This is a genomic window from Gardnerella sp. 30-4, assembly GCF_001641215.1.
Taxonomy (GTDB): Bacteria; Actinomycetota; Actinomycetes; order Actinomycetales; family Bifidobacteriaceae; genus Bifidobacterium; species Bifidobacterium leopoldii.
Map to the genome: position 1 here is coordinate 3,926 of NZ_LXJL01000047.1, position 22,745 is coordinate 26,670.

Below are 22,745 nucleotides of genomic sequence, written 5' to 3' on the forward strand. Positions count from 1 at the left end.
GTGCACCTTTTAACGTTAACATCCTGTGCACTCAACCCTAGAGCGTCGACATCTTCCCTCAAACAGCCAAACTGCACTCAAAAATCACGAGAACCCAGCTTAAAGCCGCCGCACATTAAACCTTTTAACGATAGCCCTCGCTAAGACTTGCTACACAAGGGCAAATTTGCACCCACCTATTAAGCCTTTGACATCAATACGACACTCTCGACGTGGATTGAGAGAACTCCAAGTATAGCTACACTTTTTTGAGTGCACACTATTGATAGTGGGTGCACCTTTTAACGATAGGAAAAGCTATCGTTAAAAAGTTTAAGATTGGCTTGATAGCTTGGTTTTTGAGCATAAAAAACAGCCTAGAGATGATTCCCCCTTCCCCTAGGCTGACTTTTGTAACATTTCAAATGCTCACATTCTTTTGGCTTTTACGATGCCCTTTCAACATCAACACTAATCTCTGATTTAAAAGTTACGCTGAACCTGTCCTCGTAAACTTTTATTTTCTTGATGTACTTTCTTACCAGCTTCTCATCATACTCACTAAACTCGTGACGCTCACTTTTCAGAAAATCTTCCATTTCTCTGATTCGTCTTTTAGCATCTTCTTGACCTGCTTTTTCTATAAGAAGCTGCTGTTTCTTACCTTTCAGCTCATCAATCTCGTTGGCAGTTTTCATGTAGTCTTTTTTAGCTTTAAGCAAGGTTAGTAGTATCGCTTGTTTGTCTGCAATTTTTTTATCAACCGTTTCAAGCTCACTTAAGTTGTTGCCCGCGATAATTTCTCTAATATTATTCTTCAACGTATCCAATACTTCACCAGGTACGGTGAGTATTTTGTTTATGGCTTTTACTGTAGCAGACTGCAGTTCTTCCTCTTTTACTGTCGGAGCATCGCAAGCACTAGGACCATTTTCCCATCTGGTACAACAACGCCAAACAACAGAACGCACTCCTCGATTGTTCCAAGCAATTCTTCTGTAAACATCCCCGCATTTAGAACAAACACATAAACTGGATAAAGCGTACTTACTGGAATAAACTCTCCTTTTTTTATTATCCTCACCACTAAACATGTTGGCTCGTCTTACCATTTCTTCTTGAACTTTAAAGAAAATATCTCTTGGAATAATCGACGCGTGGCTATCTTTTACATAATACTGTGGTTCTGTTCCATCATTTTTTATACGAACATGGTTAATAAAATCTGTCGTGATGGTTTTTTGTAAAAGAGCATCACCAATATATTTTTCGTTTTGCAAGATGGTTTTAATATTAGACAAGTGCCATTTTAAATGCCCGGCACCGTTTTTAACACCGTCTTTTTCAAGCCCCTCCGCTATGTCTCTAAGGCTTGCTCCTTCTAAATATTCTCTATAGATTCTTCTTACGACTTTTGCTTCCTGTTCAAGAATTACAAGATTCCCTTCATCGTCTTTTGTGTATCCTAAAAACCAGTTATGGTTGATTTGCACTTTGCCTTCCTGGTAGCGGAACTTAAGCCCAAGCTTCACATTCTGAGAAAGCGACGCGGATTCCTGTTGAGCTAAAGAAGCCATGATAGTAAGCAATAGTTCTCCGCTTGCTTCCATGGTGTTGATGTTTTCTTTTTCAAAAATGATCGGAATGTTTTTGTCTTTCAACTGTCTAACAAATTTTAAACAGTCGATAGTGTTTCTCGCAAAACGGCTAATCGACTTAGTGATAACCATGTCTACTTTGCCACTCATGCAATCGTGGATCATGTCGTTGAAACCGACACGTTTTTTCGTGCTGGTTCCTGAAATACCGTCATCAGCGTAAATGCCGGCAAACTCCCAGAGAGGATTTCTTGAAATATAATCCGTATAATGCTGAACTTGCGTGTCATAACTTGTTGCCTGTTCTTCACTGTCGGTACTGACACGACAATACGCTACTACTCTTAACTTCGGCTTATCTTTATGCTTGTCTACCGTATTCCCCGCTATTTTTCTTGGTGGAATAATTGTAACGTTGGCACTCATTTTACACCTCCCTTGATTTGACTGTACGCGTATGCTGCTTGCCGATAAGGATCATCGTATTTCTTTTCTATAACGCCTATTTCGTACGTGAAATCTGTTGTAATTAAAGGTTTTAGCTCTGTTGTACGAGGTTTTTTCTAAAATTGTTGGCTCTTAACTGCTGAACTTTATAAAAGGTTTCTTCATCTAAAAGACTCGGGTAAAGCGATGTTCCTAAGTACGTTTTATTTTTCAAAATATTGCTAACTACAGAGTGTGTTTTATCAATGTTCACCGCTCGAGCCGTTTCAGAAATCGTTCCAAATTCTAAGAATTTACGGAAAAGTTCTCTAACTTTTTGAGCTTCTTTTTCGTCTATAACCGCTTTACCGTCTACTATTCGGTAACCATATGGGATGTGTGCCATGTTTCTTTCACCTCTTCTTCTAATTCCAATCCGCATTTCAAGCGAAAAATGAATTCTGTTCTGCTTTTAACTACGACATCGTCTACAAAATCCAGAAAATCCTCGTCCTTAAACTCGCTAAATGCTTCTGTGACGCTTACGAACCGTTGAAGTTTTTGCGCCTCGTTTAAGTGCGTTAAGTTACCGTTTAGGCTGTTGGAAAGCTGAAGTTTTTCCTTAAGACAAGCATCTATTTCCGTTTTAAGCTGATTGCTTTCTAGATAGTATGAATCCATCTCAATGTAGCCACCGGCGAAAAGCTTACTGAGTACTTGCTCTTGTTCTTGCAATTTAGCTATTTTTCCTTCGAGTTCGATAACTTTGTTCAATCCGTCTTTATTATTCACGTTTCTTAAGCTTTTTATGAAAGGCGTTAATATTTGAGCGTTTGTTGCTTTGAACTTGTTAAGCATTTGAAGAAAGGCTAATTTAACATACTCCTCTTTTACAGCTTTCATAGGGCAGCATTTAATTTCACGTATATGCTTGGTACAACACCAAACAGTATAGGCTCCATCTTTTTTATGCCGGTCGTGTTTCTTTAACCTACTATGGCAATTACCGCAGTAAAGTTTCCCTGAAAACACATATCTAGCAAGGTATTTATTACTACCGCTGGTAATATTTAGTTTTAATTTTCTCTTCTGTCTAAGATCATGCACAAGATTAAAAGTTTCATGACTGATGATAGCCTCGTGATGGTTTTCAATAACATACTGTTTTTTCTCGCCACAGTTTTTATGGCGGTTAAAATTATCGTCTGTAAATGTCTTTTGAAAAATCACATCCCCTGTGTATGTTTTATTGGTCAAAATAGCATTCACGGTAGTCGAAGACCATTTAGCTCCTCTTTTCGCAGGAATCTTTTTAGCCGTCAGCTCATTAGCTATCACATGCCCGCCTTTACCTAAAAGTGCCATACCAAAGATGTCTTTTATAACCTCAGCTTCCTTTGGAACGATAATCATTTTCCCGTTCTCGTTTTTATAGCCATATGATGGGGAAGAAATGACATAGCTTCCGTTTTCGAACCTTTTTTGAATTGACCACATGCTGTTTTCCGAGATGGATCTTGACTCGCTTTGCGCAATAGAACTCAGAATAGAAAGCATAAGCTCCGAACTCATATGCTCGGTATCAATGTTTTCTTTCTCAAAATACAAATAAATACCAAGACCGGTAAGTTTTCTAACTATTTCAAGACAGTCAACCGTGTTTCTTGCAAGCCTACTAATAGACTTTGTAATAATCCTGTCTATCTGACCGCTCTCGCAGTCTTTAAGCAGTTGTTTAAGACTTTCACGCTTATCGATTTTCGTGCCGCTAATACCCTCGTCAAAGTAAAGTCCCGCATACTCCCAGCATGGATTAGACTTAATATAGTTTTCGTAATGCTCCTTTTGTACTTCTAGACTGAGAAGCTGTTCGTCACTGTCGGTAGAAACTCTCGCATATGCTGCAACTCGTATTTTTCTAAGAGAATTATCCAGCTGTTTGGCTTCCAGTTTTGTTATCATTTTCATCATCTCACCTCACTTTCTTACAGTCATATACATCACTCTAAAAGCAGTGTTTATCAAGCTTTTAGCCCAATAATTCCTTGTAAAACGGGTGAAACTTTTCCCTGTTAAGACAGCTTATTTTTTCTTTTTCTTGCTCGCTGATAAGCCCTTTTTTAAAGAGTGAAACGGTAAGTTTTTCGGCTATTTCAAAACGAAAATCCGCCTGCATACTCTCTTTCGTCCAAGCTCTGGCTTTAACATCCGTTAGCCCGTGAACATCCTTACTGATTTGCATGATGCTCACCTCCAAAACGATGTTCTATATAGCAGGCGTGGCAGCAGTATTTTCTGGTTTTATTACCGTAAGAGATAAAAGAATTTTTGCAGTTAAGACAAGTGCACTCATAGTTTGCCTGTCTTTTTACCAACTGTGTATGCTTGTTCCACCACGTGTTTCTACACGCATCAGAACAGAAACGTTTAACTTTTCTTCCTGTGTTTTGCTTGATTGGTTTTGAACAAGATTCACATAATGCCGTCTGTGTTTTCGTAGACTGGATTACGCCCAGGCTGTTACGTTTGCAGTAGCTTTTAATCGTATTAACGGAAATATCCATACGGTTTGCAATCTGCGTATAGCTAAGGCCTTCATCTCTTAGCAATTTGACCTTGCGTTGTTCTTCCATATTCATAAAAAGGCCACCTCCTATGAGGTAGCCTTAGGAAAGAATAAAATCTGACGGTTTTTTAATCTTTTTTGTAAAACTCGCACTCGTAGCCGTCAGCTCGTAAAACAAGCCCTTCTGCCCAAGGTGGTGTTCTTCCCATTAGCTCGCACACGCTTTGAACACTCACGCTTTTATCGGTTTCGATAATGGCTTCATCATGCACGTGAGCAACGATGCGATATTCTTTCAGTGTTTGCATGGCGTAAAGTAGAATGTCGCGAGCTATAGCTTGCGTAATGTTTTCCACGAATTTAGGCCCGTAGCTTTCCAGCCGCTCCCATTTTTTAGTAGACCCCACACCCTCATAGGTGACTGATTCACCACCATACTTGTTTTCTTCCACACGTGGCTTCACATAGTAAAGGCATCTTTTCGAAGGCAGTTTGATGATAAGAAACCCACTCTTGTAAGTGAACACTATATTGTGTGTTCGAACAGATGCGTGTTCGTGTACACACTGTTTTACCGCTCTGTCCACATCCCACCACAATGTTGTCACCATCGGGTTAGATGATCTCCACGCGTCAACAAGAGGCTGCAGCTCATCCTCGCGAACCCCCATGTCGAGTGCTCCCATAGCTTTTAACGCACCAACAGAGCCGCCGTATCCAAGAGCGAGTTCCGCGATCTTACCTTTCTGCCGCAGGTGCCCGTTTACTCCATGTTTTTCAACAGGCACGCCAAACATTTGAGATGCTGACGAGCAGTAAATGTCTTTACCTTCCGCGAATACTCGCATACGCCATTTTTCACCTGCAAGCCAAGCCAAGACTCTCGCTTCGATCGCTGAAAAGTCTGCGACAATAAACTTAAATCCCGTGCGTGGAATAAAAGAGGTGCGGATAAGCTGGGATAAGGTATCAGGAATATCCTCATAAAGCATTTCCAGTGCTTCAACATTTCCTTGTTTAACAAGACTTCTAGCCTCAGCTAGATCAGGCAGATGGTTTTGTGGCAGGTTTTGTAATTGTACGAGCCTTCCAGCGAATCTTCCTGTACGGTTTGCACCATAGAAGCGAAACATGCCACGCTCCCGATAATCCATGCAGGCAGCGTTTTTCATCGCCGCATACTTTTTCACCGAGGATTTAGCAAGATGCTGTCGAAGCCGTAACACTTCCGCCAACTCTTTACCAACTGTTTTAAGCTCTTTAGCGACTTCTTTTTTACCAAGCGACTCCATTTCAAGACCATGCTCTTTAAGCCAAGAGCGCATTTGTAACACGGAGTTCGGGTTTTCTAAACCTGTAACATGCTTAAGCTCACTCATGAGATGCGTTTTCACCTCTAAGTCGAGTTTTATGGCTGACTCAACGAAAATAGAATCTATTCCTATCCCACGGTCGTTAATCTCTTGGTCGAGATAAAACTCCTGCCATAAAAAGTCTGGCACAGGAAAGCGTGAGAGCTTTTCTTGAATACTCAGCTCAACTTCCACATCACGCTTGTTATACGACTTGAAAAGCTCCCACTTTTCCTTATCGTGAAAATACTTGTTTCTTGTTCTTCCACCGTTTACTTTCGTAGGATTACACAGCAGGCAGAAATATTTAATAAGATTCTTACCCTCAGTGAGCTTCTGCTTATCAAGACCCAATACTGCTCCCACGTTTTCAAGCGACATGGGAAGCCCCAGGGTGGCCGACCAAATCATTGTGCAATGCCACGAGCTTGAGTTTAAAAACAAGCCTTCACTTTTCACTGTTTGACCAGGGTTAACATTGATGCCTTTATCTCGCAGGTAGCGTGATAAGCAGACTCTTTCAAACTGAGCGTTAAACGCCCACTTGGTCACCGTTTCATCCGTTAAAGCAGAAATCACAGCATCGGGTATGGTTTCACCTTGCGCTAAATCAACGACCTGAACCTCACCACCGTCCACACTGTAACCAAAGAGCAGTATCTCAAAATCCTCTGATTCTGCGTACTTGTAAACTCCACATTTACCAAGATTTACACTCGAAAACGTCTCTAAATCTATACTCAAATTTTCCAAATTACATCACCTCCAAGTTAATAAAAGAGGTGACAGAAAACCTGCCACCTCCTCGACTTTCTTACTTTCTGTTCAGCATGTTTTTGACTTCGATATAAAGACTGACAAGTTTTCTTACCACGAAATCAAGAAGCAATACGCCAGCAAATACTCCAACAAACCAGCTAATCATCTTCACATGCTCCTTATGCTAGAAAGTCATCATCTTCTAAAGTCGTAAAATCATCAGTTGCAAGGCTACGTCCGCCGAGTGGCTCACCGTCTCGGATTTTTTGAATGTTGCCAAGACCGCAAGCGATACCCTTATTACCGTTAGAGTTAAAAGCGTAGAAGTTGATGGAAACTCTCGCATAGCAGCCTGAATACACTTCGCTGCGGTCCATGATTGGTTTTACCTGCTTGTCTACAATCTGCGGAGGAGTAGTAGAGTTTGCGTTAATGAAGTAGTGTCCTTTATACGCTTCATCATCACGCTCAATATCCCCGTCCCTCAGTGGGAGTTTAATTGCTTGCTTGTTTGGTTTCTTACCGCCGAACTTGCCGACACCTTCTTCAATCGCAGCATCAATAGCTTTCTCAATAGCATTTACTGTTTCAACATCATCTTTAGGAATAAGCAGTGAAACACTATATTTTTCAGGACCGCCATTAATAGACTTTGGCTCCCAACCGTTGAAATAGGAAAGACGCGTGTTCTTACCAGTGATAACCTTCGTGTTATTTAATTTAGACATAGTACTAATTCTCCTTTTTGAATTCGTTATTTGCGTTTAAAACATTGACTTTTGCCCGCTTATCCGAGTCCGGTACGAGCGTAAGTTTTCCGGACGGTTTTACAATGAGGTCGCCCAGAATATCCTCAAATTTTTTCTTGCCCATCAGCTTTTGCATTTCCGTTAAACCGATAAGACTAGTTTTGAAAATGTTGGTAAAGCCGTGAGCTTTCGCTTTCTCAATAACAGCTGTCTCATCCTTAAACTTGCGAACTGATCTGCCTTCTACGAGTTTGAAACCCGACCACTCTTTCCCGTGGTTAATAGCTGAATCTGTGGCGTACGCTAAAACGTCATCAGCCCACTTCGTTAACTGTGGGATAAGCGTGAGCACTTCTTCAATCTCACTATCCGTTAAAACAGATGGCGGTTTGAACTCAAGTTCTGCAAGTTTAAGGTTTTCTTCCGCACGTTTACGGCACGTGGCTTTTGCCCTGCAAAACCTGCACCAGTCACCGGCTTCAAATTCGCCTTCGCCTTTAATAGCAAGCCCTGCTTTAGGTTTAAGCACGCTTTCAGCCCAAGAGATAAGCTCCGTGACAGGTAGTGTGAAAGTTGATACGTTGTCACGTCTTGGCTGAAAAATACTCATCTCAACGCTTTGAATCTCGTACAAGCTGTCGAAAAGCGTTAAAGCTCCAAGAGCGTAGCATTTCATCTGCGGATTCTCGTAAGCGTCCACCAGCACGCCTTGACCGTACTTAAAGTCGATAACCTGCAGCGTTTTATCGCCTACAATAATGCAGTCCGCTGTACCAAACCCATCAGGCACGTAATCTGAAAAATCAACTTTCTGCTCGATGAGAAGAATAGGATCTTGGCAGTTAAGCTTTGCCTGCTCATACTTTTCCATTACGAAATCCACGTAAGCATCCGAGTATTCCTGCATCTCGTTTGAGTCATACTCTGTTGACGGTTTTTCGCACGGACGGTTAAGAAGCTTATTCAGCTTGTACTCACACCACGCGTGTGCCGCCGTTCCTTCCTCAGCCGCCATAGAAGTAGTGTTTTCAAACTTTTCTTCTAAAACAGCACTCGGAGTACACTTAATCCACCTGTGAGCAGAAGACGGGGAAAGTAAAGCATGCTTAGTCACCTTTAATTCCCTCCGCTTCAAACAACAGGCTCGCATACTCGCTTTCAGGAATGTCTGAAAGCTTTTGCGCACCGTGCTTTACGATGAGTTTCTTCACCTCAGCTGTCTTTCCCAGCTGGCTAAGTTTTGCTAAAACCGCTCGAACATCCTCCAAACTCACCTTTTTAGTTTCAGGTACTTGTTTTGGTAACGTCTTATGTGTTGTTTCACCCGTGATCTCTTTTAGGTGACAAATCAGTGATTCAAGATCGCCAATTATCTTTTTTACCGTGTTTTCGTTCATTCTTATTCACCTTTCTTGTTTTGAACCACAACTTCATCGATTCTGTTACTTGGAATAAAGACCATGATGTCTTCTTTCTTTCCGAGGAAGAATCGGATGATTTTTTCTCTCAGCCCGATAGGTTTACAACTTGCAAGCCCATCTTCTTTAGGCTTTTTTGAAACACTTACGACAAGTTTTTGTTTCATGTGCCGCCTCCTTTCTAAAAGGACTTTGTGCCCTTCTATGGGGTAGCCTTGGGAAAGGTGATAATCTGACGGTTTTTCTAAAAAAGTTTTCAAAAATAAAAAAAGCCCGAGGATTGCTCCAATGTAGGAACAAGCCTCGGGCTTTATAAGTGTTTCAAACTGTTTTACAAGAGTTCGTTTACTCGTTTTTGTACTGCATTATAATCGTATCCTGCTTGAGTTAGACGCTGTTTTCGCGTGCTACCGTTACCCCAAGTGCCTCGGATTACTTCACGTGCAAGCTCATCAACCGACTTTCTATAGGCTTTAACACCAAGAAGTTCATTAACCTTATTTTGCACACTCGCATAATCGTATCCGGCAGAAGTTAAACGCTGTTTACGCTCATTTCCGTTACCCCAATCACCGTTAATAACTTCTCGTGCCACTTCATCAATACTTGATATTTGAGGAGCAGTGTAAGAGCCACCGTTTTTATACCCGTTTAACCCAGCGTTTTTTATCACGCTTGGATAATCTACGTAAGCATAATCCATGTCAACTCTGCCGGCTATCCCGTTAACACTGCCACTTGACGAGTATTGCCAAAGACCATACGAACCTTGATAGCTACAGTGCGTGTTCCACTGTGCGATCCACAAAGCGTAACGGTCTCTAACATGAGAGGACACAAGATTATTAGCTACTGAAAGCGAAGTGTAAAAACCTGCATAATACCCGCAAGCTTCCAGCTTATTACAAAAACTTGTAATCAAAGAATCACAAAAATCCCGTCCACGGTTAAGCTGGCTTTTTTCTTCCAAATCAAAGTAAACAGGATACTCAAAACTCTTACCTGAAAGTATGTTCACGCAGCTTTGAGCTTCCTCAGACGCTTCGCCTGCAGAGCTTGCGTACGAATACCAGTAAGCTCCAACATCAAGACCGACTGTTTTTGCTTTACGATAGTTTTCCTCAAACCACTTGTCTTTGTGTCCGATACCGTATCCTGCTCGAATGATCACAAACTCAACACCGGATGCTTTCACCGCGTTGAAATCAATGTCACCCTGCCATACTGATACGTCTATTCCTCTTTTACTCATGAGTATTGTCCTTTCTGTCTTTGTCGTGTAATTGTTCTAAAACATTTTTTAATTTCTCAGGCACGGGAAGCCCCAGGTGTGCCGCGTTTTCAATGAGTGAAAGTCCTTCGTTAGACAGGTAAAAGAAAATTACCGCGGTTCTAATCACGCTTCCTTGCTTAATAACCTGAAAATCTATAATGTTTGCTATGCCAACAAGCATAAAAATGAGCACCTTTCTAAAGATGCCCTTAAAACCCACGCTACTTGAGAGCTTTTTATCAATCGCCGCACACATCACGCCTGTGATGTAATCGGTTACCACAAATAAAAGAAGTGCGAGGATTAAACCATCGCACCCGCCTAAAAAGTATCCCAGCCAGCCGCCTACTACTGTGAAAGCCAGCTGTAGTGTATTCCAAAATTCTTTCATTCTACCGCCTCCTTAATAAGATCAGTTACATCTTCTACCTGCATAAACGTAATAATTACCGGTATTTCGTTTGAAGGTTTATCCCCATAACAGTAAATCCTCCAATCACTGCCGATTGCCATAGTTAGTTTGCAAACCTCCTTAATATCTCCCATGCCATAAAACCTCATAGACGGAAGTCTTTCAAAGTCGATTTTTATATCAAGTGCTACATTCTGTTCCTGCGCATTGTTGGAGTACTGTTCTTTATGTGGCTTGTAATATTTTTCGTAAAAAAAGCCATACACATAACCATCTAGTACTTCCTGCCAAGAATCAGGTGTAATAACCCATTTGAACTGCTTGGGGAGCTTAGGCATTTCCTGATGTATCAGCAGCTTTGTTACGAAATCCACGTATTCACGGTTAACGATTTCTTTTCCTCTGGTGTCCGGTATATAGGTTGGTGTTTGAACAGTCGGTTTTCCCGTAAAAGCAGGACTGTCCAGTGTGGCAAATTTTTCTTTCAGTTTTTCTATCAGCCTAAGCAACCCTTCTTTGCCTAAAAACCTGTCTGTCATAAGCTTCACCTACACAAACAGTGCATCGATTTCTTCATTGCTGATACTTTTAACATCTTCTTTTTTCACATAGTCGCTTAAATCAACTGATGTTGTACCGATTTTTTCAAACCTGTCGTTTACATAAATGTACTCATCATACGCATCGTTTTCGCCCTTGTTATCGCTTATAAGATAGATTGTTGCCTTATCACCTGTCTGAGGCAGGCTATCAACCACCTTAAAATCAATTGATTGAATGTTGCCGACAAGATGCTTTACCTCTTCAGTAAGGTCTGTCTTTTTCACATAATTCGCTGCGTCTTCCAGCTGTTCTACTTTTGTCGGTAGTGCACTTGTTTTCGCATACGCATCAATGCCTTGAAGATTTTCTACGTTTGTCACGATGTCGGTTTTCTTCGCGTATTCTGACGCATCTGTCAGGTTTTCCACCTTGGTTGGCACTGAAGATACTTGTGCATAGTTTGCCGCATCACTTAAATCCGCAACTTTCTTCGGCACTGTTTCCAAAGCTTTTGTCAGCTCTTCTTTTTTCACAAAGCTTTCCTTGATTTTCTTCCAAACGTATAAAAGTCCGTTGTTATCTAAAAATTTAGTTTGCATAATAATTTCCTTCCTTATTTAAGTAATTCTTCGAGTTCAATATTGCTGATAGAGCAAAGTCCCAGCTCTAAAAGCGTTTTATTGCCTATAAGCTTTACTTGGTTAATTTTCGGCAGGTTAGTAAGCCTGTTGTAATCCGTTGTTTCTTCGCCTGTTACTTTTATGATGCTTTCAAAAGATGCGCTCATATCTGTATTGTGTTTAAAACTTGCCTGTAGTTCTGCCATTAAATCTCACCGTCCTTTACTATTTCTTCAGCTGTTGTTCGTATCAGATTTGAAGCGATAGCCGTGTTGTCGGGAAACTTGGCTCTGATTTGAATCGTGACAATACCGTCTTGAAACAAAAGTGTTTCTTTCTGCGTGAGATTTACTGTTACAAGCGTCTTTTTAATACTCACATCCTCTAAGCTTTTTTCTAAAACAACTTTTCCGTTTTGCTTATAGCTAACAAAAAGGACAGATGCGTTTTCTAAATCCACATCTGTCCTGAACACGTTTGTAGGTGTTGTTCCTCTATACATAAGGCTTTCCTCCTTATGATTTTTCTTCTTTTTCTGCTTTAAGTTTTAGGATTTCCTCGTTTAGTTTTTCTAACTGTTCTTCGTAATACTTTGTGTTTTCCTCACTAAAAGCAACATGTTCCATCGTGTTTTCAGCTATCAGAGCCGAGCGTATGTCAGCTAAAATTGACGCGATTATGCCTTCAACCATGTAGGTCGGGATAGGGATACTTTTTTGTAAAGACACTATCTCATCGCTTAACTTCGCTCTAAACTTTTGTGTAGCTATCGCATAGTTAATGGTCGGCTTTTCCATCTTCCACCTCCTTTTCCTCGATTAGAATATCCAGTTTGCGATTGATGTCTTCTATCATCTTTGCGTACTTACTGTTGCTGATAAACTGCTCTATTTCCATACTCTCATCAGCAGTTTTAGCGACTTTTATGTCACTGTTTTTAGTACCTTCGTTTATCACAACTTCGTTTGTGTTAATAATAAGTTCTGCCATATTCATCTCCTTAGTTGTAGAAAGTCAAGTCCATGAGGATACCGTTTTTAAATACCATGCGTCCGTTTTCACCCCATCTTCTTACTTTGCCGTACTCATCCACCTCAAGTACCTGCACATAATGAATGGTTGCCGTAGTTCCAAAGCCTCCTTCCCACTGCGGGTTTATAACCTTGAAACCGTGGGCATAAAAGTTGCAGCCTAAATGCAAGCCGTACTCGTCATATATACTGCCTGAGCGTGAAAAACAAAGCATCGTATTATACGAATTAGAATAGGATGATTCTTTTTGCGCGAAAGCCATATACTTTCCTTCAGGAGAGAGGTCAAACACGAGCCCTTTATGAGAGTCGTCTTTATTCCACTGATTCGTTCCGATTTTTCCCACATAGTAGCCATCACGATAAAAATGGTTACCGTTTTGATCAAATACGGCACGCCTACTATCAGAATCAATCGACCCGTTGTAAAGACCTATTTGCCCTGCAGTGATTTGAACATAGTTGCTTGACTCGTTAAATCCAATCAGAAAACTGTTGTAGTTTTGCCGCATAAACGAACCGAACTCACCCTTTTTCACCATGGAAGTAATCGAGTCTTCAACAATAGAAACTTTGGATATAGCTCTGTCAGCTGTTTCTTTAGCAGCCTGAATGTCTTTATCACTAACTCTAACCCAGTCAAACTCCAGGTAGCTGTCAAGACTCTCATTTGACGTATACCGCCAGAGTTTTCTTGTATTATCCTGATATGGATCATGCTCTGACTCAGGATAGTTGCTGCCTGACAGTTCTATTATGTTTCCGGCATCGTTAGGTAAAACCGCTAAACTATCTTGAATTTCTTGCCTTGAACTGCTTTTTCTTATCGCATCAATCTTAAAACCGTAATAATCATGGCTTGAGCCATCGCTTCTAAAATAAAGCCAGAACGTATTGTTTGGCACAAAGATTCTTTTATCTGCTATGTCCGCACCGCCAAGTTTCGGTAAAACGTGAATCTTACCATCAGACTCATAGAAAACTTCCACCCAATCATAGTTTGCGCTTTCCGTACGGCAATTACTGTTAAACTTAATTTCTAAGCAGTCTCTTTTAACCCGATACCTGTAGGCGTAGCCTGTTTGAGTGTCGAAGAAAAAATCTCCCACGTGGTTTAACTTCTCACTTCTGCTTGTCCAAGAGTTAGCCGGAGCATTAGAAGAGTAGGGAGTATACGTGCCGTAATAGTTACCGTTTTTCTGCTCCAGTTTTTGATTAACTGTTTCAACACTTGATTCAATCTTTCGATCTGTTACAGAAAACTTGGTGTTAACCTCGTTTATCGTATAGTAGCTTTTAAGTTTCTCATCACTATCAGAAATAGCTTCCTGTTTTGCGTTACTAATCTGCTTTTCCACCTGCGAAGTGTAAGAAACTGAAAGTTTCTCCGCATCAATCGAATGTCCGATAATCCTGTCACCATACACCATGCCGTCAAGAGTCATCGCGGTATTGTAAGGTCCTGCAAAACCGTTATGGCTTCCGCCAATCCCGTTCATATTAACCTGTAATACTTTTGTAGCAGTATTCTTATCAGGCGTATCCATGTAAAGGTCTCTTAGCCACCTGCCTGAATCATCATATTCTGTTACCTTGTAGCCGCCTGATGTGATGTTCATCTGTGCTTTAATATTGTTGATTTCACTTTGCACGCGCTCGTTGTCTATTTTTCTTGTTGCAAGGCTTTCTTCACGCAGGCTTTGCACAGAATTATGTGAGCTTTGCACGTAGCTTCGTCTGGTTTGACTGCCCAGGACGATTTTCATCTCACCGGGTTTTTGCAATGGAATAGACTGTCTCATCACGGGAAATACCCGGTCCATGCCAAAAGGCGATGCTATGCACCTTAATCTGTCTCCACACTCAATAGTTTCAAAATCAAGGTCAAACTCGGATAAGTCAACCGCGCTTAAGTTAAGCTCTGTCTGTTCGAACTGATTATCTTTAAGCCAAAGAGAGGCTTTACGTAGCAGGTTTTCAGGAACAGCGACATCATCCCATCTAACGACTTTACAAACCCAACCAAATGCGCTCTTGGCCTGGGTGGAAACAAGATAATTTTTCCCGTTATTAACGCTTGTAATATCCGTGTATTTTTTAAGAACCTCGTTTTTGCTGTTTTCACTTTCCAGTTCTTTACCTAAAGGGATAAGTGCTGTAGTAACATCTTCTGCCGATAAGTTTTCAGTATAATCAAGCAGGTTCAAACCGAACTCAACCGGTTGTTTCGCCATTTTACCCATTTCTTCCAAGCGAAGATAATCAAGGTACAGCCCGTCTTTTTCTCGTCTTAGCTTTAAGTATCCGCCCAGCTTATCAACCATTTTTCCCATAATTGCTTCAAGCGTGGTTTCAAAATTAGTGAACCTGTACAGGGAATTATTGGGATCTGTCACGCTTACTTTTCCGATATGAATCTTTTTCCTGTCATCCACCTGCTCGTTATGAATGTTTAGGAATTTTTCCAACAGTTGGTAAGGTGTGTGATTATGGTATTCTTTCTGCGGCTGAATACTGTCTGCCAGATACGTTAAAAGACCTGCGCATACTACTTTCTTGTTTTGGTTTAAGTCTTTCTCCTGTTCTCTTACCTCTCCGGTAAAAATTTCTTTCTCACCGCGATACACGCTCACTACTGATTTTCTGTTAAAAAACTTCTCATAGCAGGGATTTTCTTTCGGACACGTAAACACGAGCGTGCCTGCAGTGTTAAGCTCCACGTTAAGAGTCGCGTCAAGAAGAACATTCTTAGTGTCGCCCGGATAATACAAGGCTGTTTCATCAAGAGTTATTCTGTACAATTTATAACCACCCCCTTAGGTAGGAAATATCAAGTGTGCCTGTGCCTTGAAACGTAAGCGTCATATTATTTTCGCGTGTTCTAAGTTCAGGGAAACGAGATACGCCTTGTTTTAGACTGTAGGTTTTTCCTTTAAAATCAACGCTTATTGTGTTTAGTGTTTTATTAGTAAATTCAGGTATAAGCGTCATATCAAAATCACGGGTAAGCCTGATTTCTTTCCCGTCTTTAACCTGCACGTTTTTTAACGTGTACACGCCACCTGTTTTAATGTCTAAAACACGGTGCTTATAAGGGTTTAGCCTGTAGTTAAGCGTAATCGTTTCATAGTTTTTATCCGATTTAAAATCACTTACCCACACTCGACCCTGATAGTAAAAGGAAGATTCAGCGTCCAGCACAAGTGTTGTTTTAAGACCGTGAACATCACGTTTAAGCCTCTCGTAAGCTTTCTGCCACACGACTTTATCTGCGACAATAAACTCAAAAGAGCCTTCACGCATCTCGTATAAAACTTCACCTGCTAAGCTTTCCGTAAGATCAAAACTTCCCAATCTTCCGGGTACTTCCAGATAGCTAAACCTTGGGGATGGTAGATTAACATGTGGCTTAAGTGTTGGAACTAAGCCTAAATCCTTAAAACTATGCAACCCGTTTATTGTCATGCCATACACTTTTACCACCCCCTTGTTTTTCTTGTTTGAAGCTTGAAAAGCTCACTGTCCATCTTGTGTGCAATACCTCCCACAAGCTCGCCTGAGTCAAGCACAATACTCTGGTTGGAAAACTGTGGGAAATACGAGTCCATAATCGCTAGAATCTGGTTCATAACACTAAGCATTTGCGTGTTTGCTCCCGCACTCATATTCTGCAAAGTATCAAGCCCCATAATCACCTCAGGACCTTTTTCACCGCCGCCAAGCAAATGCCCGTTTTTCTCACCGAAGATAGTAGCCCCGTTTAACAGCATCGGCTTATCCATTGCTTTCTTATACCAGTCGATAGCAAGATACGGTACAGACGGTGGTGCAAGTGAGAAGTGTCCTTTAATACTAAAATGAGGCAGTTTAATATGAGGAAGACTAAGTCTAATACCTGCAAAAAAGCCTGTTATAGCGTCAACTACTGCTTTAACCTTGTTTTTCGCCGCTTCAATCGGAGTGATGATAGCGTTTTTAATACCGTTCCAAATTGATACGGCTGTGTTTTTAATACCGTTAAATACGTTGCCTACAACGCCTGCCACCGCGTTAAACACTGTAGAAACCGTATTTTTAACCGTGTTTACCACGTTGGTTATAACACTGCAAATTCCATTCCATATCGTTTCAGCCACTGATTTTATACTGTTAAAAACAGAGGTTACAACACTTAAAATCGCATTGAACACGCTCGTAAACACACTGCTTATAGTGTTTAGCACGCTTGTTATAAACGACATAATCGTGTTCATAACACTTGTTATTACACTGTTTATGGCTTCAAGCACGCTACTTACCGTGGTTTTAATCGCATCCCATGCGCCTATAATCACGTCTTTACAGTTTTCCCAAATAAACCTAAACGGTAGTGTGATAAGCGAAAAATAGCCTTTTATAAGCTCTACGATAAACATGAGAGCTACCGTGAGCACGTTTTTAATCGTATCCCACACGCCGGTAAAAACCTGAACTAAGCCTTGCCACACGTTTTGGAAAAACTCCGAGATGTTTTGCCAAATACTGCTCACACTCTGGCAAACACCCTGCCACAGGTTTTTAAACCATTCGCTTATAGCACCCCAGTTTTTAATAATCGCAATAATCGCCACAACCGCGGCAATAATCGCCGCAATAATAGCGATAATAGGAAGAAGCGAAACGTTTAACGCACCAAACCCAACAGCCGCTGTCCCTGCTGCTGTCCCTGCTGCCGCTGTTCCTGCCGCACTGGCTCCTCCTGCCACGCCTGCCGCAGTAGTGGCTGTGGCTGTTCCTCCAAGAAGTCCGATTAACCCTCCCAGAGCAGAAGTGATTGTTCCAACAGCACTGATAATTTTCCCGATCACAATGAGTACAGGGCCGACTGTTGCAGCAATAAGCGTGATTTTTACTATCGCATCCTTCATTCCCGGAGACAGCCCGTTCCAGGCTTCGCTTAAAGATTTCATACAGGAAGCGAACTTTTCAAGCATAGGCTGTAAAACCGTTGCAAGAGAATTGCCAAGATCTGCTCCCACGATTTTCAGACTATTCATTGAAGTCTTAAACTTATCTATCGGATCAAGCGTTTCGTTAAACGTTTTCTCCACGCTACCGGCATTATCTTTAAGGGAAGTGCCAAGCTCAGCGAAAGACAGCGAGCCGTTTTTACACGCCTGATAAATAGCCGCACCTGCACGCTTACCAAACAGCTCGTAAGCTACTTTTAAACCTTCAGTGTCGCTTTTCGCATTCACCATACTGTTTTGAATATCCTCTAAAGCCTGTTTCATAGGCGTGCCTTTAGCTGTAGCAGCAGCCAATGCTTTAGTAAGAGCAGTCATAACCTGTGACGTGTCAGCACCGGACATTTCAACATTGCCTAAGAAATTAGCAGCATCAGATGCACTAAACCCAAGCTGCTGTAAGGAGGCACTGTTAGTCACCATGGTTTTAGCAAGCGTATCCATGCTGACACCGGTACGCTGACCTACAGCGTTCATCGTATCAAGTAAAGCCCCGGCATCCTGTGCTTTAAGCCCAAAAGCAGCCACAACTTTCTGCGTGTTATCAACAGCCGTGGAAACGTCCATGTTGTTAATTTGAGCAAATTTAATAAACCTGCCTGACAGGTCTTCAAGGCTTTTACCCGTTAAACCGAATCTTGTGTTCACCTCTCCGATAGCAGCACCAGCGGTTTGAAAATCAGTAGGAATACTGGTAGCAAGATTTTTCATACTATCTTGCATACCCTCCAGTGCTTTTCCTGTTGCGCCTGTTTTAGTAACAATTGTGTCCATGCCCGCATCAACTTCGTTAAACGCGGCTAACGATGCGGCTCCAAGCCCCACAATTGGTGCGGTAACATGCGTGGATAGGCTTGTGCCGACTTGGGCTGTTTTCTCACCGACACTTTTAATTTTATCCCCGGTTTCTTTCATAGAAACTGCTAACGCTGATGGGACTTTCTTGGCCTGCTGTTCTAAATTTTTAAGATTCTGCTCGGTTTCAATAATCTCACGCTGCAGCGCATCGTACTTGTCTTTACCGAGATCCCCGTTTTCAAGCTGTACTTTAGCCTGCTTATCAGCCTGTTTTAAAGCGTTAAGTTTCTCGGAAGTGTTTGCTATTTCCTGCTGCAACAACTGCTGTTTTTGTGCTAAAAGTTTAGCGTTGGACGGATCGAGTTTTAACAGCCTGTTTACGTCACGAAGCTGAGCTTGCGTGGATCTGATAGTCGTATTCACGTCTTTTAACGCTTTATCCAAGCCTGTGGTATCTCCACCGATTTCAACGGTAATACCTTTAATCCTGTTTGCCATAACTTCACCTCCTTTTACTTCTTAATTTAGGTATGAAAAAAATCAGATATTTTAACGTTAGGTATAAGAATGTTTGGTTTTCGTCTAGAACCTGTCGAATTCTGCCTGGCTTGCGAGCTTATCGTATTTCACACTATCGTTTGCTTTCTCCGTCCACATGTCTAAAATCATGCCGATAGTTAAAAGATCCAGTTCACAAATGCTTATCCCGATTTCTGTGCATCTAAGAAGAAATAACGCGGTTGTCATTTCTCTTGTAGTTGACGTAACTTTTTTTTAGATTGAACCTGTGTTTGTAAATTCGCACCCCAAAGCTCAAGAATTTCAGGCAGCACCTCGTAGATAGAAAACATTTCAAACTCATCGAGCCATTTTTCAATCGTTTCAGGAATCGTGTTATCCGCATGGTAGGCCATGATATAAGCTACGTTTTCAAAAATCTCCAGATCATCAATCTCAAACCCGGTGCTTTTAGTCTTATACGATTTTTCGAGTTTAGAAAGATCCTGAAAAATATCACGCTTGAATTTGATACGATACAGTCTTGGAATAGTGGCAGAAGAACGAAACTTCACGTCTTTGCCACCGATTTTTACTGTTTTTTCAATCATGCTCACTACTCCTTTTTACTTAGGTTTAACCTCTGTCGTGTTTTGAGGAACGTACACGTTCTTATACCAGTTAGCGTAAGTTTCATCAGATGTCGTATCTCCGCTACGGGATTTCACAAGTCCATCTTCTCTAGGATCAGCCGTAAGCGAGAGTGTTTCCGTACCCGGTTCTATCGTGTCTTCCTTAGTTTCCGAAGCGATAGACGGTCTTGAAGCCGAGCAGTTATAAAGCACGTGGCGGATTGCTTTAACGTCACCGTCAAACTCAAAAAGGAGTGCGAACTTTTCCGCTTCACCGGTAGTTGCTTTTTCTACCAGCACACCGTTTTTATCAAGTTTTTCTTTTAATATTTCTGTTCTAAACCATTCAGGTATGAGAGCCATTTCCAAGTCGCCACTGTAACCGTTGTTAGCAGTCGAGCGGAAGTAGACAATCCCGTCAGCGTAAAACGGTGAGGATTCACCTTCCGCATCAAGGCTTATGCTCACAGCTCCCGGAATAGGTTTAGGCGTATCATAGTTAAAACTTCCGCTCGGGTCTTTTTTAAGTTTTGCCGCGTACACGTTTTTCAGATTGTATTTAACCTTGTTTCCCATTTTCTGTTACCTCCATTTCAAAAATGTAGAGTGTTTCATAAAGCTTTTCCGACTCTATGAACGCTTCTGTTTTGTTATAAAAAATGCCGTGCCTATCAAGCACGGCTTCAACTTTTTCTTCCACACTAGGATTCTTATAATCTGTGTATAGTTCGATATGAACTTCGTTTGCTTTAAAATATGTTTTCCCGTCTGCCGCAAAATTACTGCTTGCAGGCGTTAGAAACAGAAGAAACGGTGGATTAGGTGATTCTCCTTCAGCAAAATGGTGATAAGCAAAAGGAAAACCTATCTCTTTCATGATGCTTAAAAGTCTAGTCATGTTCTATTGCCTCCCTTATTTTTTCTTCGAAGCTTTTAACCGCTTTTTCTTCCGCAAGCTTAATGTGTGCTCTTGCTTCCACGCGTCCTCCGCCTCGTTTAGCGTGACCGTACTCTAACAAGTGTGTAAGCTGATACTTGTTTTTTGAGTGAACTACCAGTGTGAGAGCGTTTTCTGTTTCTTTAACAGTTTTAACCGCCCAACTTTTCGCATACGCGCCAGTTCGTTTAGGAGCTGTCATGTTAATTTCTTCTTTTGCTGTTTTACCAGCGTTTTTTACTGCTTCTTTTACTTTCCCGGTTGTAACTTTCGCGTAAGTTTTAAGCTCTCTAATAACTTCTGCTGAGAGGCTGCCAATACTTACTTTGCTCACTTTTTACACCTCTTACAGTGAAGTTTCAGGCTTTTCTTCTTATAATTCATGTGGTCAACACCTAAAATCTCATAAACCGTATCATGGAAAATAATCCTGTAACCAAGCGATGATATTGCGGCTGTTTCTTTCGAATAGCGGATAGTAAAATCTATTTTTGACTCATCCCACACGTTTCCTGCCGAAGTCTGCTCTATTGGGCTTTCAGCACTCACCGTAGCGTAACACTCGTAATATTTACTCCACTTAATCTTATGATTACCAACCTCATCAACTTCAACACTGTTTTTAAGCAGCGTAATACGCTCGTTTAATAAACTTATTCTCATTTAAAACCCCGTTTTTCTAACAGTAAAAAGCATCGAACGTAAGGTGAGAGTTAGCGCGTGATGGTCTGCTTCTTCCCGATGCTCATACAAGTAGCCTGTAGCGTATAAGACTGCGAGCCGATACTCGTCAAAGTTTTCACTAATCAAACTACTATCGTTTTTACGAGCTACTCCCTGGCAGAGTTTTTCAGCAGAACGAATAAGGGTGTTGATAAGCTCATCATCTTCTTTACTATCCACCCTAAGATAGTTTTTTGCTTCCTCGACTGTAACTATCATCAACACCCCTCCTTAACTTTTAAGCTGTTACGCTTGTTTTAACAGGCAGAATCTGCACTGCTTCTTTAAGCACGAGTTTGCCGTCTACACGCTCTTTAGCAACGAAACCTACCATGTCGTTTCCAGCGAAAAGCTCGGTAAGCTCTTTAAACGAGCGTGAGCCACGGTCGCCAATGTTGTAGTACGAGTAGTCACCAAAAGCCACCATGTTTTCAGGCGCGTAAGCAGACGTGTATACCGGGTATCCGAGAATCCTGTTCGGCTCATCATCCTGGTATGAAGGCTGCCAAACGTACGCACCGTTATTGTCTTTAAGTTTTCGTATGCTCGCGACCGTTTTATCGTTCATAATAAAACTCGCGTTTTTACGGTATGGTCGCCTCAAAGCGTGAATAAGATCAATCAAATCATCAGTTTTAATACCGGCAGTTTCTTTAAGGAACGTGCCACCGTCTTTCTTATTGAAAATACCAGTCGGTTTTCCAACACCATCCCCGTTAAGAAAAGCGTCTTCCTCCGCGTTAGCCAACGCCATGCCGAAGGATGTAAGAATATGATTCTCGAGATTAAATGCATTATCATGCAAGAGTTCTTCAGTAACTTTTACCGCAACGTGAAGCTTATGAGCGTCAAGCAGGATTTGCGCGAACTTGGAATCCCCAAAGTTAAGGCTTGCGCCTTCTTCAATCCAAGCCGCCGCAGGATCGCTCATCGCAATATTAATCTTATGCTCTCCACTAGTAGTAATAGTGGTGGCAAGAACACGCATAATGTTTTCTTCTTTCAACGTTTCAATCAGACGATTATCGTATTCTTCCGGCACAAGATACCCGCCGTCAGCGTCCACACCTTCCTGCAACACGTTATCAACTCGTTTAAAATTACTTCTAAGAGCTGTAAGCATCGCCTGCTTATACTCGTCACGCGCACGAACTTGTTTTTCAAGGTTAACACCTGTTTTCATAGGTTTTGCAACAATCGCCTCGGATGTTGGTTTTGAAAGCTCCTTATCCATTTTTTCCATCTGCTCCAAGCGCTCAATTTCCATACTGTAAGCTTTCACTTTCGCTTCCATCTCATCGTAAGTTTTCGCGTCTTCTTCTGAAATAAGCCCGTCCTTGTCACGTTTAGACTCAAGGAAAGCTTTCGCACCCTGCCACGCCTTATTACGTTTCTCAACCATGTTTGAAATACTGTTCATCATAT

Annotated in this window: 28 protein-coding genes; all 28 read right to left on the reverse strand. The window is 41.5% G+C overall.

The features are described 5' to 3' along the window. Nucleotides 1-425: 425 nt before the first annotated feature. The gene (locus A5294_RS03645; RefSeq protein WP_064340479.1) at nucleotides 426-2,003 is read right to left on the reverse strand and encodes a recombinase family protein; all 1,578 of its coding nucleotides are present in this window, start codon (nucleotides 2,001-2,003) and stop codon (nucleotides 426-428) included. A gap of 112 nt (nucleotides 2,004-2,115) precedes the next feature. Continuing rightward, nucleotides 2,116-2,409, reverse strand: a complete 294-nt coding sequence (locus tag A5294_RS03650; protein WP_231880184.1) for a recombinase family protein — start codon at nucleotides 2,407-2,409, stop codon at nucleotides 2,116-2,118. Continuing rightward, nucleotides 2,379-3,971, reverse strand: a complete 1,593-nt coding sequence (locus A5294_RS03655; protein WP_064340480.1) for a recombinase family protein — start codon at nucleotides 3,969-3,971, stop codon at nucleotides 2,379-2,381. Before A5294_RS03655 ends, A5294_RS03650 begins: the two co-directional genes overlap by 31 nt. Nucleotides 3,972-4,032: 61 nt before the next feature. After that, nucleotides 4,033-4,245 (reverse strand): SHOCT domain-containing protein, encoded by a 213-nt coding sequence (locus A5294_RS03660; protein WP_064340481.1) that lies wholly within the window; start codon nucleotides 4,243-4,245, stop codon nucleotides 4,033-4,035. Then, nucleotides 4,232-4,642 (reverse strand): RNA polymerase sigma factor, encoded by a 411-nt coding sequence (locus A5294_RS03665; RefSeq protein ID WP_064340482.1) that lies wholly within the window; start codon nucleotides 4,640-4,642, stop codon nucleotides 4,232-4,234. Before A5294_RS03665 ends, A5294_RS03660 begins: the two co-directional genes overlap by 14 nt. Before the next feature lie 55 nt (nucleotides 4,643-4,697). Then, nucleotides 4,698-6,674, reverse strand: coding sequence for a DNA polymerase (locus A5294_RS03670; RefSeq protein ID WP_064340483.1), 1,977 nt, complete (start codon nucleotides 6,672-6,674; stop codon nucleotides 4,698-4,700). Nucleotides 6,675-6,859: 185 nt separating this feature from the next. Then, complete coding sequence (locus A5294_RS03675) at nucleotides 6,860-7,408, reverse strand: DUF2815 family protein (RefSeq protein ID WP_004114717.1); 549 nt, start codon at nucleotides 7,406-7,408, stop codon at nucleotides 6,860-6,862. Nucleotides 7,409-7,412: 4 nt separating this feature from the next. Beyond that, nucleotides 7,413-8,543, reverse strand: coding sequence for a DUF2800 domain-containing protein (locus A5294_RS03680; RefSeq protein WP_064340484.1), 1,131 nt, complete (start codon nucleotides 8,541-8,543; stop codon nucleotides 7,413-7,415). Then, nucleotides 8,536-8,826 carry a hypothetical protein gene (locus A5294_RS03685; protein WP_064340485.1) on the reverse strand — a complete coding sequence of 97 codons (291 nt, stop codon included), beginning with the start codon at nucleotides 8,824-8,826 and terminating at the stop codon, nucleotides 8,536-8,538. The genes A5294_RS03680 and A5294_RS03685 overlap by 8 nt, the downstream gene beginning before the upstream one ends. A gap of 2 nt (nucleotides 8,827-8,828) precedes the next feature. Continuing rightward, nucleotides 8,829-9,014 (reverse strand): hypothetical protein, encoded by a 186-nt coding sequence (locus tag A5294_RS03690; protein WP_020757758.1) that lies wholly within the window; start codon nucleotides 9,012-9,014, stop codon nucleotides 8,829-8,831. A 164-nt stretch (nucleotides 9,015-9,178) separates the two neighbouring features. Then, nucleotides 9,179-10,099: a GH25 family lysozyme gene (locus A5294_RS03695; protein WP_064340486.1), complete on the reverse strand. Its 921-nt coding sequence runs from the start codon at nucleotides 10,097-10,099 to the stop codon at nucleotides 9,179-9,181. After that, entirely contained in the window at nucleotides 10,092-10,511 is a 420-nt protein-coding gene (locus tag A5294_RS03700; protein ID WP_064340487.1) for a holin family protein, read from the reverse strand. Before A5294_RS03700 ends, A5294_RS03695 begins: the two co-directional genes overlap by 8 nt. Next, nucleotides 10,508-11,071 carry a hypothetical protein gene (locus tag A5294_RS03705; protein ID WP_231880186.1) on the reverse strand — a complete coding sequence of 188 codons (564 nt, stop codon included), beginning with the start codon at nucleotides 11,069-11,071 and terminating at the stop codon, nucleotides 10,508-10,510. The genes A5294_RS03700 and A5294_RS03705 overlap by 4 nt, the downstream gene beginning before the upstream one ends. 9 nt (nucleotides 11,072-11,080) lie before the next feature. Further along, nucleotides 11,081-11,674, reverse strand: a complete 594-nt coding sequence (locus tag A5294_RS03710) for a hypothetical protein (protein ID WP_064340489.1) — start codon at nucleotides 11,672-11,674, stop codon at nucleotides 11,081-11,083. Nucleotides 11,675-11,688: 14 nt separating this feature from the next. Continuing rightward, a complete protein-coding gene (locus A5294_RS03715; protein ID WP_020757763.1) occupies nucleotides 11,689-11,901 on the reverse strand; it encodes a hypothetical protein in 213 nt (70 codons plus the stop codon). Then, nucleotides 11,901-12,197: a hypothetical protein gene (locus tag A5294_RS03720; RefSeq protein WP_064340490.1), complete on the reverse strand. Its 297-nt coding sequence runs from the start codon at nucleotides 12,195-12,197 to the stop codon at nucleotides 11,901-11,903. Before A5294_RS03720 ends, A5294_RS03715 begins: the two co-directional genes overlap by 1 nt. 13 nt (nucleotides 12,198-12,210) lie before the next feature. Further along, nucleotides 12,211-12,492: a hypothetical protein gene (locus A5294_RS03725; protein ID WP_064340491.1), complete on the reverse strand. Its 282-nt coding sequence runs from the start codon at nucleotides 12,490-12,492 to the stop codon at nucleotides 12,211-12,213. After that, nucleotides 12,473-12,685 carry a hypothetical protein gene (locus tag A5294_RS03730; RefSeq protein ID WP_231880187.1) on the reverse strand — a complete coding sequence of 71 codons (213 nt, stop codon included), beginning with the start codon at nucleotides 12,683-12,685 and terminating at the stop codon, nucleotides 12,473-12,475. The genes A5294_RS03725 and A5294_RS03730 overlap by 20 nt, the downstream gene beginning before the upstream one ends. Nucleotides 12,686-12,695: 10 nt before the next feature. Beyond that, nucleotides 12,696-15,527 carry a phage tail protein gene (locus A5294_RS03735; RefSeq protein WP_064340493.1) on the reverse strand — a complete coding sequence of 944 codons (2,832 nt, stop codon included), beginning with the start codon at nucleotides 15,525-15,527 and terminating at the stop codon, nucleotides 12,696-12,698. A 1-nt stretch (nucleotide 15,528) separates the two neighbouring features. Beyond that, complete coding sequence (locus A5294_RS03740; RefSeq protein WP_231880189.1) at nucleotides 15,529-16,191, reverse strand: hypothetical protein; 663 nt, start codon at nucleotides 16,189-16,191, stop codon at nucleotides 15,529-15,531. An 11-nt stretch (nucleotides 16,192-16,202) separates the two neighbouring features. Then, nucleotides 16,203-19,028 carry a phage tail tape measure protein gene (locus A5294_RS03745; protein ID WP_064340495.1) on the reverse strand — a complete coding sequence of 942 codons (2,826 nt, stop codon included), beginning with the start codon at nucleotides 19,026-19,028 and terminating at the stop codon, nucleotides 16,203-16,205. A gap of 245 nt (nucleotides 19,029-19,273) precedes the next feature. After that, nucleotides 19,274-19,639, reverse strand: a complete 366-nt coding sequence (locus tag A5294_RS03750; protein ID WP_048730035.1) for a hypothetical protein — start codon at nucleotides 19,637-19,639, stop codon at nucleotides 19,274-19,276. 15 nt (nucleotides 19,640-19,654) lie between these two features. Further along, a complete protein-coding gene (locus tag A5294_RS03755; protein WP_064340496.1) occupies nucleotides 19,655-20,236 on the reverse strand; it encodes a major tail protein in 582 nt (193 codons plus the stop codon). Next, nucleotides 20,220-20,558 (reverse strand): hypothetical protein, encoded by a 339-nt coding sequence (locus A5294_RS03760; RefSeq protein WP_064340497.1) that lies wholly within the window; start codon nucleotides 20,556-20,558, stop codon nucleotides 20,220-20,222. The genes A5294_RS03755 and A5294_RS03760 overlap by 17 nt, the downstream gene beginning before the upstream one ends. Then, nucleotides 20,551-20,931 (reverse strand): HK97 gp10 family phage protein, encoded by a 381-nt coding sequence (locus A5294_RS03765; protein WP_064340498.1) that lies wholly within the window; start codon nucleotides 20,929-20,931, stop codon nucleotides 20,551-20,553. Before A5294_RS03765 ends, A5294_RS03760 begins: the two co-directional genes overlap by 8 nt. Beyond that, a complete protein-coding gene (locus tag A5294_RS03770; RefSeq protein ID WP_064340499.1) occupies nucleotides 20,928-21,260 on the reverse strand; it encodes a phage head closure protein in 333 nt (110 codons plus the stop codon). Before A5294_RS03770 ends, A5294_RS03765 begins: the two co-directional genes overlap by 4 nt. Further along, nucleotides 21,261-21,539: a head-tail connector protein gene (locus A5294_RS03775; protein ID WP_064340500.1), complete on the reverse strand. Its 279-nt coding sequence runs from the start codon at nucleotides 21,537-21,539 to the stop codon at nucleotides 21,261-21,263. 19 nt (nucleotides 21,540-21,558) lie between these two features. After that, nucleotides 21,559-22,743, reverse strand: a complete 1,185-nt coding sequence (locus A5294_RS03780) for a phage major capsid protein (RefSeq protein ID WP_064340501.1) — start codon at nucleotides 22,741-22,743, stop codon at nucleotides 21,559-21,561. Nucleotides 22,744-22,745 lie beyond the last annotated feature (2 nt).